Origin of the sequence: Faecalibacterium sp. An58 (assembly GCF_002161515.1) — a bacterium.
GTDB lineage: Bacteria > Bacillota > Clostridia > Oscillospirales > Ruminococcaceae > Faecalibacterium > Faecalibacterium avium.
This window is the reverse complement of sequence record NZ_NFHX01000011.1, coordinates 22,563-38,113: the sequence shown is the minus strand read 5'-3', so window position 1 is coordinate 38,113 and position 15,551 is coordinate 22,563. Positions and strand designations below refer to the sequence as shown.

Annotated in this window: 11 protein-coding genes; 1 reads left to right on the top strand and 10 read right to left on the bottom strand. The window is 64.1% G+C overall.

Features of this window, described 5'->3' with window-relative positions; all coding sequences use genetic code 11:
* Nucleotides 1–49: 49 nt before the first annotated feature.
* The 7 genes from B5G12_RS08500 to B5G12_RS08470 form a co-directional block, all read right to left on the bottom strand.
* Nucleotides 50–2,302: a PP2C family protein-serine/threonine phosphatase gene (locus tag B5G12_RS08500; RefSeq protein ID WP_087324612.1), complete on the bottom strand. Its 2,253-nt coding sequence runs from the start codon at nt 2,300–2,302 to the stop codon at nt 50–52.
* Nucleotides 2,303–2,482: 180 nt separating this feature from the next.
* Entirely contained in the window at nt 2,483–3,955 is a 1,473-nt protein-coding gene (gene gltX, locus B5G12_RS08495; RefSeq protein ID WP_087232239.1) for a glutamate--tRNA ligase, read from the bottom strand.
* 184 nt (nt 3,956–4,139) lie between these two features.
* A complete protein-coding gene (locus B5G12_RS08490; protein WP_087324611.1) occupies nt 4,140–4,847 on the bottom strand; it encodes an ABC transporter ATP-binding protein in 708 nt (235 codons plus the stop codon).
* Nucleotides 4,834–5,688, bottom strand: a complete 855-nt coding sequence (locus B5G12_RS08485; RefSeq protein WP_087324610.1) for an ABC transporter ATP-binding protein — start codon at nt 5,686–5,688, stop codon at nt 4,834–4,836. Before B5G12_RS08485 ends, B5G12_RS08490 begins: the two co-directional genes overlap by 14 nt.
* The gene (locus B5G12_RS08480; RefSeq protein ID WP_087324609.1) at nt 5,685–7,079 is read right to left on the bottom strand and encodes a branched-chain amino acid ABC transporter permease; all 1,395 of its coding nucleotides are present in this window, start codon (nt 7,077–7,079) and stop codon (nt 5,685–5,687) included. The genes B5G12_RS08485 and B5G12_RS08480 overlap by 4 nt, the downstream gene beginning before the upstream one ends.
* Before the next feature lie 10 nt (nt 7,080–7,089).
* Nucleotides 7,090–7,965, bottom strand: a complete 876-nt coding sequence (locus B5G12_RS08475; RefSeq protein ID WP_087232251.1) for a branched-chain amino acid ABC transporter permease — start codon at nt 7,963–7,965, stop codon at nt 7,090–7,092.
* A gap of 90 nt (nt 7,966–8,055) precedes the next feature.
* A complete protein-coding gene (locus B5G12_RS08470; RefSeq protein ID WP_087324608.1) occupies nt 8,056–9,273 on the bottom strand; it encodes an ABC transporter substrate-binding protein in 1,218 nt (405 codons plus the stop codon).
* A gap of 495 nt (nt 9,274–9,768) precedes the next feature.
* Here B5G12_RS08470 and B5G12_RS08465 point away from each other — a divergent pair, with 495 nt between their 5' ends.
* Nucleotides 9,769–10,287 (top strand): GNAT family N-acetyltransferase, encoded by a 519-nt coding sequence (locus tag B5G12_RS08465; RefSeq protein ID WP_087324607.1) that lies wholly within the window; start codon nt 9,769–9,771, stop codon nt 10,285–10,287.
* A 71-nt stretch (nt 10,288–10,358) separates the two neighbouring features.
* Here B5G12_RS08465 and lysS read toward each other — a convergent pair whose 3' ends face one another.
* The 3 genes from lysS to B5G12_RS08450 all read right to left on the bottom strand — a co-directional run bounded on the left by lysS (nt 10,359) and on the right by B5G12_RS08450 (nt 15,327).
* Nucleotides 10,359–12,344, bottom strand: a complete 1,986-nt coding sequence (gene lysS, locus B5G12_RS08460) for a lysine--tRNA ligase (RefSeq protein WP_087324606.1) — start codon at nt 12,342–12,344, stop codon at nt 10,359–10,361.
* A 20-nt stretch (nt 12,345–12,364) separates the two neighbouring features.
* Entirely contained in the window at nt 12,365–12,847 is a 483-nt protein-coding gene (gene greA, locus B5G12_RS08455) for a transcription elongation factor GreA (protein ID WP_087232264.1), read from the bottom strand.
* Between the two features lie 395 nt (nt 12,848–13,242).
* Nucleotides 13,243–15,327 (bottom strand): elongation factor G, encoded by a 2,085-nt coding sequence (locus B5G12_RS08450; protein ID WP_087232267.1) that lies wholly within the window; start codon nt 15,325–15,327, stop codon nt 13,243–13,245.
* Nucleotides 15,328–15,551: the final 224 nt, after the last annotated feature.

Here is a 15,551-nt window from a genome sequence, read left to right as displayed (position 1 = left end):
TCACCGTCCTCTGTGCATCCGCTTTGTTTGGCGCGGCAGGCGGGTCGAACTAATTTTTCTCCAGGCGCAGCACGGCGGCGGTGATGTCGTCGGGGCGGCCGGAAGCCGCCCGGGCCCGGGCCGTCTCCACCAGGGTGCGGGCCACCGCGTCGGGCGGGTCTTTGGCGGCGGCGGACAGCTCCAGCTGTTTGAGCACCCAGCCGGGACCGTCCACCAAAAGCCCGTCGGACACCAGCACCGCCAGATCCCCGGAGCCAAGGCGTGCCATCTGGCTTTGACCGTTCACCTCCCCCAGCACGCCCATGGGCAGGCCGGCCTCTCCCACCGTGCACGCCTTCCCCTCATGTACCAGAAAGCCGGGCGCCGCCCCTGCCTTGTAGATCCGGGCCGTCCCGGTGTACAGGTCCACGCTGAGCAGATCCAGGGTCGCGCCCCCTTCCTCCCGGCTGTCCAGGGCCAGGGCCACGTTCACCAGACGGGCGCTCAGCTCGGCGGTAAAACCCGCCCGCAGCAGCCGCCCGGTCAGTTCGGCGGCCAGGCTCCCCTCCACCGCCGCCGGGCGTCCCGTGCCCATCCCGTCGCAAAGGATCATCTGGGCGGCGGTGGGGCTGCAGAACTGCTGCACCGCGTCCCCCGACACTTCCCCCCGGGCCGGGGCGGACGCCCACCCGAACAAAGCCCGCAGGGGCGGTTTTTCGGTGAACAGAAGGGTGGTCACCTGCCGGCAGCTGAGTTTTTGGGGCGGATCAAAGCTGCGGCGGCACAGCCGGCCCACCTCCCCCGCCAGGGTGGCCAGCTCCTTTTGGCTGAAGCGTGCCCTGGGCAAAGTGACCGCCGCCCGGGTGCGGCCCAGGCTGTCCAGGGTGACCGAGCACTCCACTGGGGGCAGCCCCAGCGAGGTGAAGAAATCTGCCACACGCCCCGACTTATAAGGTTCGGGGCTGCCGGGGCTGGCCAGCTGGTCCCCCAGCGCCCCCAGCGCCTGGGCCACCGCGCTGTACTGCTCGGTGAGGGCGGCACGCATGGCGTCGGCGTGGATGCGGGCCTCCTGCCGGCTCTTGTACAGGGCAAAGGCCCGGGTCATGGCCCCCGACAGGGCCGCCGGATGGATGCACCGGGCCAGCTGCCCCGGCAGATCCTGCGGGTCGATCTGCTGGTTCTCCTCCAGAATGGGGCGCAAAGCCTCAAACCCCGCCATGGTGACGGCGTACTCCTCCTGCCAGCAGGCGTCCCTGCGGCCGCAGTTGGCGCACAGACTGTCATGGGCGGCGTCGATGACCCAGCGGAATCCCTCCTGGCGGCGGGGCAGCCCCTCCCACACCTGGTTGACCGTGTCCGCCAGGGAGGCCAGGCTCTCGGCGGCGGTGTTCAGCCGGGCCGCCGCGACAGACAGCCGGGGCCGGGCGGCCTCATCCTGCTCCGGCTGGGCGGACTGCGGCAGCAGCCACCGCCGCGGCAGGGCCAGATACGCCCCGGCGCCCACCGCCAGGGCCCCCAGAAATCCAAAGGCGGTCCCGGGGGGACCCGAGGCCAAAATGCCCGTCAGCGCCCCGCCCCCATACAGGGCCGCGCAGACCAGCCTGTCCCCCTGGGCCAGCAGTCCCAGGGCCGAACCGCAGCACAGGCCCACAGCGGCACAGGCCAGAGCGGCATCGGCACAGCACAGCCCCGCCGCCGCAGACCCCGCCAGGGCCAGCAGGGACTGTGCCCCGCCCCGGCAGGCCAGCACCAGGGTGACCAGCACCCCGGCGGCAAGCCCCAGATTCACCGGGCCCAGGGACAGAGACCCCAGAGCCGCCGCTCCCGTGAAGGCCAGCACCATCTGTCCGGGCCCCGCTCCGGCCGCGGGGAACCGGCGCACCAGATACCCCAGCAGCACCCCCAGTACCGCCTCGGCCCCCGCGAACAGCAGGCCGTCCCCGCCTATGTACATCCGCAGGCAGTAGGCGCTGCCCAGCAGCAGCCCGGCCCCCGCAGCCGCTCCCGCCCAGAAAGACCGGGGCCACAGCCACCGGGCCACCACCGCGCCGCCCACGGCGCACAGCAGGCAGACCGCCCGCACCCCCAGCCCACGGGCCAGCAGGGCCAGTACCGCCCCCGCCCCGCAGGCTGCAAAACAATCCTCGGGCAGGCCCAGCGTCAGAGCCAGGCCCAGCGGGGACAACTGCCCATACAGCGCCGCCCAGCCCCCTGCCAGCCCGGCGGCCAGCCCGTACAGCTGCCGCGCCGTCCGGCGCAGTCCCGCCTTGTGCCACAATGTCTGCCGCTCGCCGGCGGCCCAGCCTGTCATGCTTTTTTCCATGCTTGCGCCCCCTGTTCCTTGTTCTAGGATGATGCCTGTGTGCATATCCTAGCAGGGGGGCCGCGCGCAATTTGCCGCTTTTGGCGGTGTCGGCCCAAAGGCCCAAAAGGTTATAAAAACACCCCCGCACCGTCCAAAAAAGACCGGATGCGGGGGCGTGTTTCTTTTTGTGGGACGCGGTTACTGGGCGGCGGACAGACGGCCGATGGCTTCGCGCAGGCGCTCCACCGTCTTTTCACGGCCCATCATGCAGGCCAGATCCACCCCGCCGCCGGGGGTGCGCTGCTTGCCCGACAAGGCGATGCCCAGCGGGTACAGCAGCCAGCCGTTTTTGTGCTCCATTCGCTCGGCCAGGGCCTTGCAGGCGTCAAACAGGCCGTCCCGGTCGGCGTAATCGGTGCCCTCGTCGCTGAGCAGCAGTTCCAGCGCCTGCAGCGCCTCCAGGGCGGACGCAGGGGTGGTCTTCTGCTTCTTGTTGGTGTAAAGGGACAGATCGTAGTCGGGCAGCCGGTCAAAGAAATCCACCTGCTGGGGGATATCGCTGAGCAGCTCGCAGCGGGGCTGGAGGTTGGCGCACAGCAGATCCCGGTCCACCGGGCAGTGGATGGCCTCGTCCAGCCAGGGGTCTGCCTTCCGGCGGAACTCCTCGGGGGTCAGGCGGCGGATGTACTCCGCGTTGATGGCCCGCAGCTTGAGAGGGTCGAAGATGGCCGGGGACTTGGAGATGCCTGCGGGGTCCCAGATCTGCACCAGCTCAGGCAGGGAGTAGATCTCCCGCTCGGCGTACTCCCCTTTGGGGCTCCAGCCCAGCAGGCAGATATAGTTCAGGATGGCCTGGGGCAGGCAGCCCTTGGCGATGAGGTCCTGGTAGCTGGCGTCCCCGTTGCGCTTGGACAGCTTGTGCTGGGCGTCCTTCATCACCGGAGGGCAGTGGATATACTGGGGGATATCCCAGCCGAACGCCTGGTACAGGAGGTTGTATTTGGGGGTGGAGGACAGGTATTCGCTGCCCCGGATCACATGGGTAATGCCCATCAGGTGGTCATCCACCACGTTGGCAAAGTTGTAGGTGGGCATCCCGTCGCTCTTGATCAGGATCTGGTCGTCCATCTCGCTGTTGTTCACCTCGATGTGGCCATAGACCAGATCGTCAAAGGCGGTGACGCCGGTGCGGGGGATCTTCTGCCGGATGACGTAGGGTTCCCCTGCGGCCAGCCGCGCCCTGACCTCCTCGGCGGGCAGGTCGCGGCAGCAGCCGTCGTAATGGGTCATCTCTCCCCTGGCCCGCTGCTCGGCGTGGAGGGCGTCCAGCCGCTGGGGGGTGCAGAAGCAGTAGTAGGCTTTGCCGTCGGCCACCAGCTGTTCGGCATACTGCTTGAACAGGCCCATCCGCTCACTCTGGACGTAGGGGCCCACCGGGCCGCCGATGTCGGGGCCCTCGTCCCACACAAGGCCGGCCTCCCGGCAGGTATTGTAGATGATGTCCACCGCGCCGTCCACATAGCGCTCCTGGTCGGTGTCCTCGATGCGAAGGATGAAGGTGCCGTCCTCATGCTTGGCGGTCAGGTAGGCATACAGCGCCGTGCGCAGATTGCCCACGTGCATATACCCCGTGGGGGACGGGGCAAAGCGGGTGCGTACTTTCTTTTCCATGAAACCTCTCCTTATCGTCACGTCCCGCGGCCCGGCCGCAAAAAGGACGCTGTGGCAAAATACAGGTATTATATTACCCACTCTGAAGGGAAATGTCAATCGGTATCGAAAGGCCCTTTTCCCGCACCGCCCAGCCCGCCCCAAACCAAAAAGCCCCCGCAGCTGTCTGCGGAGGCTCGCATTTTTATTTGGCGTGGGCGCCCAGATAGGCTTTGCGGACCGCTTCATTGGCCAGCAGTTCCTTGCCGGTGCCCTTCAGGGTGATGCGGCCGGTCTCCATCACATAGCCCACATCCGCGATCTGCAGGGCCATGTTGGCGTTCTGCTCGATGAGCAGCACGGTGACCCCCTTGCGGTTGATCTCCTTGATGATCTCAAAAATGCCCTTGACCACCAACGGCGCCAGGCCCAGGGAGGGCTCGTCCATCATGATCAGCTTGGGGCGGGCCATCAGGGCGCGGCCCACCGCCAGCATCTGCTGTTCGCCGCCCGACAGGGTGCCCGCCGCCTGCCAGGAACGCTCTTTCAGGCGGGGGAACAGCTCATAGATCCACGCCAGGTCCCCTTCCAGGCTGTCCTTGCGCAGGTAGGCGCCGATCTTCAGGTTTTCCAGCACGGTCAGGTCGGGGAACACGTGCCGCCCCTCGGGCACCAGCGTCAGCCCTTTCGAGACGATCTGGTCGGGAGGCAGGCCGGTCAGGTCCTCGCCCTGGAAATGCACCCGGCCGCTCTTTGCCTTGACCAGCCCCGAGATGGAGCGCAGGGTGGTGGATTTGCCCGCGCCGTTGGCCCCGATCAGGGTCACGATCTGGCCCTCCTCCACCTTGAAGGAGATCCCCTTGACGGCCTCGATGCCGCCGTAGCTCACACATAAATCGTCAATCCTCAGCATCGTCGGCCACCCCCAGATACGCGTCGATGACGCGCTGATCGCTGCTGATCTGCTCGGGCGTACCCTGGGCGATCAGCTTGCCAAAGTCCAGCACATAGATCTTGTCCGAGATCTGCATCACCAGATCCATATGGTGTTCGATCATCAGGACGGTCAGATGGTACTTGTCCCGGATCTGACGGATGAAGTCGGTCAGTTCCTGGGTCTCCTGGGGGTTCATGCCCGCAGCCGGCTCATCCAGCAGCAGCAGTTTGGGCTGGGTGGCCAGGGCCCGGGCGATCTCCAGCCGGCGCTGCAGGCCGTAGGGCAGGCTGGACGCAGTCTCGTCCTTCAGATGGGCCAGCCCCTGCTCCTCCAGCAGGGCCATGGCCTCGGCCCGCATCCGGGCCTCCTCCCTGGCGTTCAGCCGGAAGGTGGCGGACAGGAAGTTCTGTTTGGCCCGCATATGCTTTGCGATCAGGACATTCTCAAAAACGGTCAGGGCCCCGAACAGCCGGATGTTCTGGAAGGTGCGCGCAATGCCCCGGTGGGTGATCCGGTCGGGGGTGGGGTTGAGCCTGTGGGTGTATTTGCCCTTGTTCTGGCCCAGATAGGCCTTGTCCATCTTGCCCTGGGGGTAGTTCTCCACCAGAGGCTGGCCGCAGAAATCGATCTTGCCGTTGGTGGGCTCATACACGCCGGTGATGCAGTTGAACGCGGTGGTCTTGCCGGCGCCGTTGGGGCCGATGAGGGCCACGATCTGGCCCTCCTCCACATCCATCGAGAGGTTGTTCATGGCCACCACACCGCCGAACTGCATGGTCACGTTCTCCACATGGAGGATATTCTTGCGCTCGCTCATTTGCCAGCCTCCTTCCCTTTGGCCCGGGCAGCCCGGCGCTTCCAGCTGCGCATCACAGCCGGCAGCTCACGGTCCCCCATGATGCCCCGCCGGAAGAACAGCACCACGATCATGATGATGACCGAGAACACCACCATCCGGAAACCGTTGCGCAGCAGAGGCAGCTGCAGCGACCGGCTGATGACGAAGTAGACCAGCCAGCCCAGCAGCAGCAGGGCTACGATCCACACCGGCAGTTCCTGGGTCAGGGTATGGCCCTCCTTTTTGCGGATGGCGCGGATGGCCAGCACCGCCGCCAGGATGACCGCCGCCGCAAACACCGCGATGAAAGCGATCCGTCCAGGGGACGCCGGCGCGGCGAACACCTGCTCGGAATCCAGAAAGCGGAGCCACCACTCGCTGCACGCCACATACAGGAAGGTGGCGATCACCGAGCCGGACACCGAGCCGATGCCGCCGATCACCACGATGAGCAGCAGCTCATAGGTCATGGTGGAGGTGAACACCTTGGCCTGGGCGTTGGCGGCATACATGGCGAACAGCGCGCCGCCCACCCCCGCAAAGAAGGAGGAGATGCAGAAGGACAGCATCTTGTGCCGGGCCAGGTTGATGCCCATGGCCTCGGCGGCCACTTCGTCCTCCCGGATGGCCTTGAAGGCGCGCCCATAGGAGGAATTGATCAGCAGCACGATGATGCCGATGCAGGCCGCCGCCACCAGCATGGGCACAAAGGCGGACAAACGCAGCACCACCTGGCCCGAGGCGTTTTCGATGTTGAAATCCGAAAAGGTGGGGAAACTCTTGAGCATATTGGCGCCGTTGGTGATGGGGCCCAGGGGCTGCCACTGGAACACCGCACGCAGGATCTCGGCAAAGCCCAGGGTGGCGATGGCCAGATAGTCGCTCTTGAGGCGCAGCACCGGCAGGCCGATCAGGTAGGCAAAGACGGCGGCCACCAGGCCCGCCAGCACGATGCCCACCAGCACCCCCAGCACCATGCTGACGGCGCCGCCCACCCCGGTGGTGCCGAACAGCAGCCCGAAGGTGTCCTGCAGGGAGAACCTGACCGCCGACCCGCCGAACAGGTAGTAGACGGTGTCTTTCTGGTCCACGGGGACGGTGAGGATGGCGTAGGTATAGGCCCCCAGCAGCATAAAGCCTGCCTGGCCCAGACTGAACAGGCCGGTGAAGCCGTTCAAAAGGTTCATGGATACCACCACCAGGGAGTAGACCGCCCCTTTCTTCAGGACGGTGAACAGCTGGCTGGTGGGCAGCAGCACCCGGGGCGCGCCGGGCACCAGGGCGGTGATGTTCTCCAGCAGGATGATCAGGGCCAGAAAGGCCGCTACCCCCGCCAGAGCGCCCCAGCTGACCGCAGTTTTCTTTTTCATGGGGGCCTCCTTATACTTTGTCGGTCGCCTTTTCACCGAACAGGCCGGTCGGCTTGAAGACGAGGATCACGATGAGCAGCGCGAAGGTGATGGCATCCGAAAAGACGGTGAACTGGGTGCTCTTGACCAGATTTTCGCAGATGCCGATGAGGAACGCGCCGATGACGGCCCCCGGGATGGAGCCAATGCCCCCGAACACTGCCGCCACAAAGGCTTTCAGGCCCGGCATGGCGCCGGCGGTGGGGGTGATGGAGGGATAGTTGGTGAAGTAGAGCATCGAGCCCACCGCCGCCAGGGCCGACCCGATGATGAAGGTGGCCGAGATGACCTGGTTGATCTTGATGCCCATCAGCTCGCTGGTCTCAAAATCCTTGGCCACCGCCCGCATGGCCATGCCCACTTTGGTGCGGTCGATCAGCTGGGTCAGGATCAGCACCAGGGCCAGCACCAGGAAGGGGGTCAGCAGCACCGCCCACCGGGTGGGGGTGCCCGCAATGGTGATGGTGTCGGACAAAAACGGGATGGTGGGATAGCTCATGGGCTGGCCGCCGGTGACATAGGTGGCGGTATTTTGCAGCAGGTAGCTGACGCCGATGGCCGAGATCATCACCGACATACGAGGGGCGGTGCGCAGAGGCTTGTAAGCCACCCGCTCGATGACGAAGCCCAAAGCCACCGTCAGCACCAGCACCAGGGGCAGGGCCAGATATAGAGGCATCCATGTGGCCAGATACACCCCTGCCAGGCCCGCCACCATAAAGACGTCGCCGTGGGCAAAGTTGATCAGCCGCAGGATCCCATACACCATGGTATAGCCGATGGCGATCAGGGCGTACTGGCCGCCCACCGCTATGCCGGACAACAGGATCGAGATAAAGTATTCCATAAGGTTGCATCCTCCGGGGGCAGTGGTGCAAATGGATTGGCGGGGGCCGCTGGGCTCCCGCCAAACCTTGCATACCTGTGTGGTTGGGTGTTACTGGGCCACGGTCTGCTGGGTCTCCAGCTCCCATGCGCCGTCGTTGGTGGAGTGCTTGATGTAGGCGGTGTCGCGGATGGCGTCGCCCACCTCGTCAAAGGCGATGTGACCGGACACGCCGTCGTACGTGACGCCGGGCAGGGCCGCCTTGACCGCTGCGGGATCGGTGCTGCCGGCGGCCTTCAGGGCCTCCAGAGCCACATAATAGGCATCGTAGCCCATGGCGGTGACCGCCGCGATGGTGTCGTTGCCGCCGTTGTTGGTCATGGCCTCGGCGTTCCCGTTGATGTAAGCCTTGATGCCCTCATCGAAAGCCGCGTTGCCGCCCTCCTGATAGAAGGTGGAGACATACAGCTGGATATCGGTGCCCTCGGCAGCCGCCAGCACCATGTTGTCATCCAGGGTATCCGAGCCCAGGAAGGGGGCTTCGATGCCCAGGGCCGCAGCCTGCTGGATGATCTGGGTGGAGTAGGCGATGGACACGGGGGTGAAGATGACGTCGGCGCCCTCATTCTTGGCCTGGTTCAGGTAGGTGCTGAAGTCGGAGTTGTTGGTGGGGAAGGACGCGGTGACCACCGTGCCGCCCGCGGCCTCAAAGGCCTGGGTGAAGTAGGCGATCAGGCCCTGGTCGTACTCGTTGCCGGTCTCGCCCAGGCAGTAGGCCACTTTGGCGTCAAACTTGTCCTTGGCAAAGTTGGCCAGCACCGTGCCCTGGAAGGGGTCCAGGAAACAGATGCGGAAGTAGTAGTCGTTGCCTGCGGTGACGTTGGGGTTGGTGCAGGTGACGCCCACGGCGGCCAGGCCCGCATCGTCAAACACGGGGCCGCCCGCGATCGAGACGCCCGAACCATAGCTGCCCAGCACCAGGGACACGCCCTGGCTGACCAGCTCGGCGGCGGCGGAAGGGGCCTTGTCGGTGGAAGAACCGTTGTCGGCGTAGACCAGCTCGACCTGGTAGGTCTCGCCGCCGATCTCAACGGTGGGGGTCTCGGCGTTGGCGTACTGCATGCCCAGCATCTCTTTCTTGCCGCCCGAGGCAGAGTCGCCGGTGGAGGGCTCAAAGACGCCGATCTTGACCACCTTGTCCCCCGAAGCAGTGCTGCCTGCGGCCGTGCTGCTGGCAGTCGCGGTCGTGGACGAGGAGCCGCAGCCCCCCAGCATGGCGGCGCACAGAGCGGCCGCCGAGGCCAGCGCTACAAAGCGTTTGGATTTCATAATGTTTCCTCCCTCTTGTCTGGCGCCGCTGCCCGTACAGACCCGCAGCGGCGCTTTTGCGTGTTCCCGGCAGAGCCGGTGTCCGTATCAAGAATACAGGTGTTCTTGCTGCGATATCACTATTATAAACATCCTGTGAAAAAAAGCAAGTGCAAATATCCACAGAATATGCATCCCATCCGATGGGATTTCTGAGTAAAACAGGCAAAACCTGTGCGCAAAAGACCGACTTTTACGCAAAAGTGTATTTTAAGCAAGGACACACAGCAGCAAAAAAGAGGCCCGGCCCCTTTTTGCGGGGGCCAGACCTCTCTGTCTGCGTGATTTTATTTTACACATTTTGACCAAAAATGCAAGCCCATTTTTGAATGATTGAAAGTTTTTCAGTTTTGCATCCTCACTTACGAAAGATATGCACCCATGCGCGCTCCTCTGGACAACCGCGGCACAAGGGGTTATACTTCAATCATATAAAGATAAAAAGGAGTAAAATACATGATACGCCCAGCAACGCCCGATGATATACAAAACATATCGAATATTTATGCATCCATACACAGTGAGGAGGAGGCCGGGCGCGCCACCACCGGCTGGGTGCGCGGGATCTACCCCACCCCGGATACCGCCCGGGACGCCCTGGCCCGCGGGGAGCTGTTCGTGGCGGAGGAAGGCAGCGCCGTGGTGGGAGCGGCCATCCTCAACCAGCGGCAGGTGGACGTGTATGCCGGGGCGCCCTGGCGCTGGCAGGCCCCCGACAGCCAGGTGATGGTGCTGCACACGCTGGTGATCGACCCTGCCGCCAAGGGCCGCGGCTATGGCCGGGCCTTCGTAGCCTACTACGAGGCCTGGGCCAGAGCCCACGGCTGCACCTGCCTGCGGATGGACACCAATGCCCGCAACCTGCCCGCCCGGGCCCTGTACCGCCGCCTGGGCTATACCGAGGCGGCCATCGTCCCCTGTACCTTCAACGGGCTGGAGGGGGTGCAGCTGGTCCTGCTGGAAAAGCATCTGTGAACGCCAAAAGGCCCCGCCTTCCATAGCGAAGGGCGGGGCCTTTTCGTTCGGTTTTACGCTGGCATGCCGGCTCAGTACAGCTTGGCGCCGGCGGGGATGCGGTCATCCACCAGCAGCAGGTGCAGGCGCTCTGCGCCCTGCTCGTGGTAGACCGCCGAGATCAGCATCCCGCAGGAATCGATGCCCATCATCTTGCGGGGCGGCAGGTTGGTGATGGCGATGGCCGTCCTGCCCACCAGCTGTTCAGGCTCATAATAGGCGTGGATGCCGCTGAGGATGGTGCGGTCGGTCCCTGAACCGTCGTCCAGGGTGAATTGCAGCAGCTTTTTGCTCTTGGGCACTGCGCTGCAGGCCTTGATCTTGACGGCGCGGAAGTCGGACTTGGAGAAGGTCTCGAAGTCCACCATATCCTCAAACAGGGGCTCGATCTCCACCTTGGACCAGTCGATGGTCTGGACCAGAGGGGTGGGGATGGCCTCCTGCACCGGGGCGGGCTCGGCAGCCTGCTGGGGCTGCTCCTTTGCCTCGGGGGTCTGTTCGGCCTGCTTGGGGGCGTCCAGCGGCTTCATGGTGGGGAACAGCAGCACGTCCCGGATGGAAGCCGAGTCGGTCAGCAGCATCACCAAACGGTCAACGCCGAAGCCCAGGCCGCCCGTGGGGGGCAGGCCGTACTCCAGAGCGTTGATGTAGTCGTAGTCCACCTGGGCCTTGCAGCCGGGCTCCAGGGCCTTGCGCTCGGCCACCTGGCGCTCGAACCGTTCCTTCTGGTCGATGGGATCGTTCAGCTCGCTGAAGGCGTTGCCGTACTCGGTGCAGTCGATGAAATACTCGAACCGCTCGGTGAAGGCGGGGTCGTCGGGCTTGCGCTTGGCCAGGGGGCTGATCTCCACCGGATAGTCATAGATGAAGGTAGGCTGGATCAGCTTATCCTCCACAAAGGCGTCAAAAAATTCCGCCAGGATGGAGCCGCGGGTGGGCACCTCGGGCAGGTCCACATTGTGGGCCTTGGCGGCGGCGATGGCGTCGGCGTCGGTCTTCCAGTCGTGGTAGTCCACCCCGGAATACTTCTTGACCGCATCCACCATGGTCAGCCGCTCCCAGTGGCCCATGTCGATCTGGTTGCCCTGGTAGCTGATCACCAGGCTGCCGCAGATCTTCTGGGCCAGCCGCTTATACAGCTCCTCCACCAGGTCCATCATCCCGTGATAGTCGGTGAAGGCCTGGTACAGCTCGATGGAGGTGAACTCGGGGTTGTGCTTGGGGTCCATCCCCTCGTTGCGGAAGATGCGGCCCACTTCGTACACCCGGTCCATGCCGCCCACCACCAGCCGCTTGAGGTACAGCTCGGTCTCGATGCGCAGCACCATATCCATATTCAGGGTGTTGTGATGGGTGATGAAGGGCCGTGCCGACGCGCCGATCTCAAAGGGGGTCAGGATGGGGGTATCCACTTCCAGGAATCCCTTCTCGTCCAGATAGGCCCGGATCTCCTTCAAAATCAGGCTGCGCTTGGTGAAGGTGTCCTTCACATCGGGGTTGGCGATCAGGTCCACATAGCGCTGACGGTACCGCATCTCGGTGTCGGTCAGGCCGTGGAACTTCTCGGGCAGGGGGCGCAGGCTCTTGGCCAGCAGGGTCAGCTCGGTGACCCGGACGCTCAGCTCACCGGTCTTGGTGCGGAACACCTCGCCCCGCACCCCGATGATGTCGCCCAGGTCCAGCTTTTTGAAGGCGGCGTAGGACTCGTCCCCCAGCTCGTCCCGGCGGACGTACAGCTGGATGTCCCCCTTGGCATCCCGCAGGTGGGCAAAGCTGGCCTTGCCCATCACCCGCTTGGACATCATCCGGCCGGCCAAAGCAACGGTGCGGCCGGCGTCGGTCTCGTTGGGCAGGGCGGCATACTCCTCCTTCAGGTCGGCCGAATAGGCGTCCTGCGGGAACTTGGTGAGGGCAAAGGGGTCGCAGCCGGCGGCCCGCAGGTCAGCCAGCTTCTGGCGGCGCACCTGCACCTGCTCGCTCTCGGCCAAAGCCCCCGTGTTTGTCTTGATCTCTTCCATTCCTACCTCCTGCGCCCGTCTCAGCCCTTGCTGTGGGTGATGGCCAGCACCTTGTACATCACGGTGTGGCCGGCCGGCAGCAGCACTTCGGCCTGCTCGCCCACGGCCTTGCCCAGCAGGGCGTGGCCCACGGGGCTCTCATCGCTGATCTTGCCGTTGAAGGGGTCCGCCTCGGTGCGGCCCACGATGTCGTACTCCTCGGGGTCCTCGTCCTCCATCTGGATGGTGACGTGGGTGCCCACCGAGACGGTGTCCACGCTCAGCTCGCTTTCGTCGATCACGCGGACGTTCTTGATCATCTGCTCCAGCTCGGTGATGCGGTTCTCCACCAGGCCCTGGGTGTTCTTGGCTTCGTCGTACTCGCTGTTCTCGGACAGGTCGCCGTGGCTGCGGGCTTCCTTGATCTCCTCCGCCAGCTCCTTGCGGCGCACCGTCTTGAGGTATTCCAGTTCCTCCTGCACAGCCTTGAGGCCGGCAGCGGACATTACGATTTCCTGTGCCATGGATCGTATCTCTCCTTATCGTTCAATTATGCGGCCAAACGCCGCTTGCAGAGCTTGCTCCATCGGGGCGCGGGCCATGCCGCCCGCACTCTATGGGCGTATCCGAACGCTTCCAACCCCCGTCCCCTTTTGCCCAAACGGCAGATCCGCGGCGCTCCGGCGCCCTGCATCTGCGCTTTCCCGGCAAAAGGTCCGGCATTGGGACCTTCCGATACACACTAACTCCTCTATTATAATAGCAACCTCCGGGGATGTCAACCAAAACACCGCGCAGCCAGGCGAAAAAGGACCCCGCCGGCAGAGGGAGATTCCGGCAGGGTCCATAAGCTGGTGTCTTATTCTGTTTGCCGCGCAGCCGCGCCCGCAGGCCCCCTCAGGCCCGGCCGCCGTCCGATTCAGTCGTCGGCGCTCTCGTCCAGGTTGCCCAGTTTGCGTGCGGCTTCCACCACAGCGGGCACCAGGTTCTCAGGCAGCACCTCGTACCGCACGAACTCCTGTTCGAACCAGCCCCGGCCCTGGGTCGCCTGCCGGATGAAGGTGGTGAAGGTGGTCAGTTCGGCCAGAGGCACTTCGGCAATGATGGTCTGCAGACCGTCCTCATCGGGCTCCATGCCCAGCACACGGCCGCGGCGCTTGGTCACATCGCCCATCACGTCGCCGGTGTTGTCCCCGGGCACATGGGCGCGGACGGTGTAGATGGGCTCCAGGATCACCGGGCCCGCCTCGGGCATGGCCGCCTTGTAAGCCAGCTTGGCCGCCATGATAAAGGCCATTTCGGAGGAGTCTACCGGGTGATAGCTGCCGTCCAGCAGGGTAGCCTTCAGGCCCACCATGGGATAGCCCGCCAGGATGCCCTTTTCGGCTGCCAGACGGACGCCCTTTTCCACCGCGGGGAAGAAGTTCTTGGGCACCGATCCGCCAAAGACGTTCTCCTCAAACTGGATGTCATCCCCCTGGCAGGGCTCGAATTTGATGATGACGTCGCCGAACTGGCCGTGGCCGCCGGTCTGCTTCTTGTGGCGGCCCTGCTTCTGCACCGGCTTGCGGATGGACTCACGGTAAGCGATGCGGGGCGCTTCCAGGCCCACTTCCACACCGAACTTGTTCTTCAGTTTGGCCTTCACCACATCCAGGTGCTGCTCACCCAGGCCACCGATGATCTGCTGATGGATCTCGGCGTTGTTCTCATAGCTCAGGGTGGGATCTTCTTCCATCAGGCGGGCCAGGGCGCTGCTGATCTTGCCCTCGTCGCCCTTCTTGGCCACCGTCACCGCCATAAAGAAGCTGGGCTTGGGGAAGACCGGCGCCTCCAGTTTGACCACCCGGGCAGGGTCACACAGGGTGTCGCCGGTGCGGGCGCTGACCATCTTGGCCACCGCACCGATGTCGCCTGCGCCGATCTCATCGGCGTCCGACTGCTTCTTGCCGCAGATGAACAGGGGCTTGCCCAGTTTTTCGGTGTCGCCGGTGCGGGCGTTCACCAGGCTGATGCCTGCGGTCACCCGGCCGCTGATCACGCGCAGATAGCTCAGTTTGCCCACAAAGGGATCTGCCACGGTCTTGAACACATAGGCTGCGGTGGGCTCGGCTGCATCGCAGTGGAGGTCCACCACATCGCCGTCGGCGTTCTCGGCGGGGATGGCCTCGGCATGGGCCGGGCTGGGCAGCAGCTTGTCCATATTGAACAGCAGCATATCCAGCGCCTGCAGGTTCACGGCGCTGCCGCAGAATACGGGGGTGATCAGGCCGTCCTTGACGCCCTTGCGCATCCCTTCCACGATCTCCTCGGTGGTAAAGGGTTCGCCGCCGAAGAACTTTTCCATCAGCTCATCGTCGGTCTCGGCGATGGCTTCGCTCATGGCCTCGATCAGGCCCTGGAACCGGTGGCCGATATCGGGCAGGTCCACCTGAATCTGCTTGCCGGCCTCATACTTGAAGGCCTTCTGGCTGAACAGGTTGATGTAGACCGGGGTGCCGTCGTCCAGACGGGCGGGCACCACGCAGGGGCAGATGCTGGAACCGAACTTGATCTTCATATCCTCCAGGATCTGGAAGTAGTTGGAATGCTCCAGGTCCGACTTGGACACGAACACCATGGTGGCCTTGTGGTTCTTGCGGGCCAGCTGGAACGCCTTCTCGGCGCCCACCGTGACGCCGCTGCGGCCCGACACGCAGACCAGCACGCTCTCGGCGGCGCGGATGCCCTCGTACTCCCCTGCCTCAAAGTCAAACAGGCCCGGCGCATCGATCAGGTTGTATTTGATGCCGCCGTACTCCACCGGCACCACCGACGCAGACAGGCTGGCCTTGCGCTTGGCCTCCTCGGGGTCGAAGTCGGAGATGGTGGTCCCGTCTTCCACGCGGCCCATCCGCTCGGAAGCGCCCGAAAAATAGACCAGTGCCTCGGCCAGCGTCGTCTTGCCGCTGCCGGCATGGCCTGCAATCAAGATGTTGCGGATATTGTTGCTTGCGTATTTCATAAAACGGTCTCCCTCATTTCCGCCCGGCGGAACATTTCTCCGCTTTTGTGGCATATTTTACAAAGATAATAACACATTTTTGCAGCGTTTTAAATGTTTTGTTCCGTTTTTGCCCCGCCAAACTTCCCGGCCAGGTTTTGTGCACTTTGTCAGCAGGGACGGCGTGCATTGTGTTTTTCACGCTGTTACGGTATAATATCCTTACACCATCCCCCGCCCCGCCG

What these genes read in the sequence shown, in the direction of transcription:
- gltX (WP_087232239.1), bottom strand. Translation starts at nt 3,955, where the DNA reads ATGGAAAAGAAAGTACGCACCCGCTTTGCCCCGTCCCCCACGGGGTAT.
- B5G12_RS08450 (WP_087232267.1), bottom strand. Translation starts at nt 15,327, where the DNA reads ATGAAATACGCAAGCAACAATATCCGCAACATCTTGATTGCAGGCCAT.
- B5G12_RS08465 (WP_087324607.1), top strand. Translation starts at nt 9,769, where the DNA reads ATGATACGCCCAGCAACGCCCGATGATATACAAAACATATCGAATATT.
- lysS (WP_087324606.1), bottom strand. Translation starts at nt 12,344, where the DNA reads ATGGAAGAGATCAAGACAAACACGGGGGCTTTGGCCGAGAGCGAGCAG.
- B5G12_RS08500 (WP_087324612.1), bottom strand. Translation starts at nt 2,302, where the DNA reads ATGGAAAAAAGCATGACAGGCTGGGCCGCCGGCGAGCGGCAGACATTG.
- B5G12_RS08490 (WP_087324611.1), bottom strand. Translation starts at nt 4,847, where the DNA reads ATGCTGAGGATTGACGATTTATGTGTGAGCTACGGCGGCATCGAGGCC.
- greA (WP_087232264.1), bottom strand. Translation starts at nt 12,847, where the DNA reads ATGGCACAGGAAATCGTAATGTCCGCTGCCGGCCTCAAGGCTGTGCAG.
- B5G12_RS08475 (WP_087232251.1), bottom strand. Translation starts at nt 7,965, where the DNA reads ATGGAATACTTTATCTCGATCCTGTTGTCCGGCATAGCGGTGGGCGGC.
- B5G12_RS08485 (WP_087324610.1), bottom strand. Translation starts at nt 5,688, where the DNA reads ATGAGCGAGCGCAAGAATATCCTCCATGTGGAGAACGTGACCATGCAG.
- B5G12_RS08480 (WP_087324609.1), bottom strand. Translation starts at nt 7,079, where the DNA reads ATGAAAAAGAAAACTGCGGTCAGCTGGGGCGCTCTGGCGGGGGTAGCG.
- B5G12_RS08470 (WP_087324608.1), bottom strand. Translation starts at nt 9,273, where the DNA reads ATGAAATCCAAACGCTTTGTAGCGCTGGCCTCGGCGGCCGCTCTGTGC.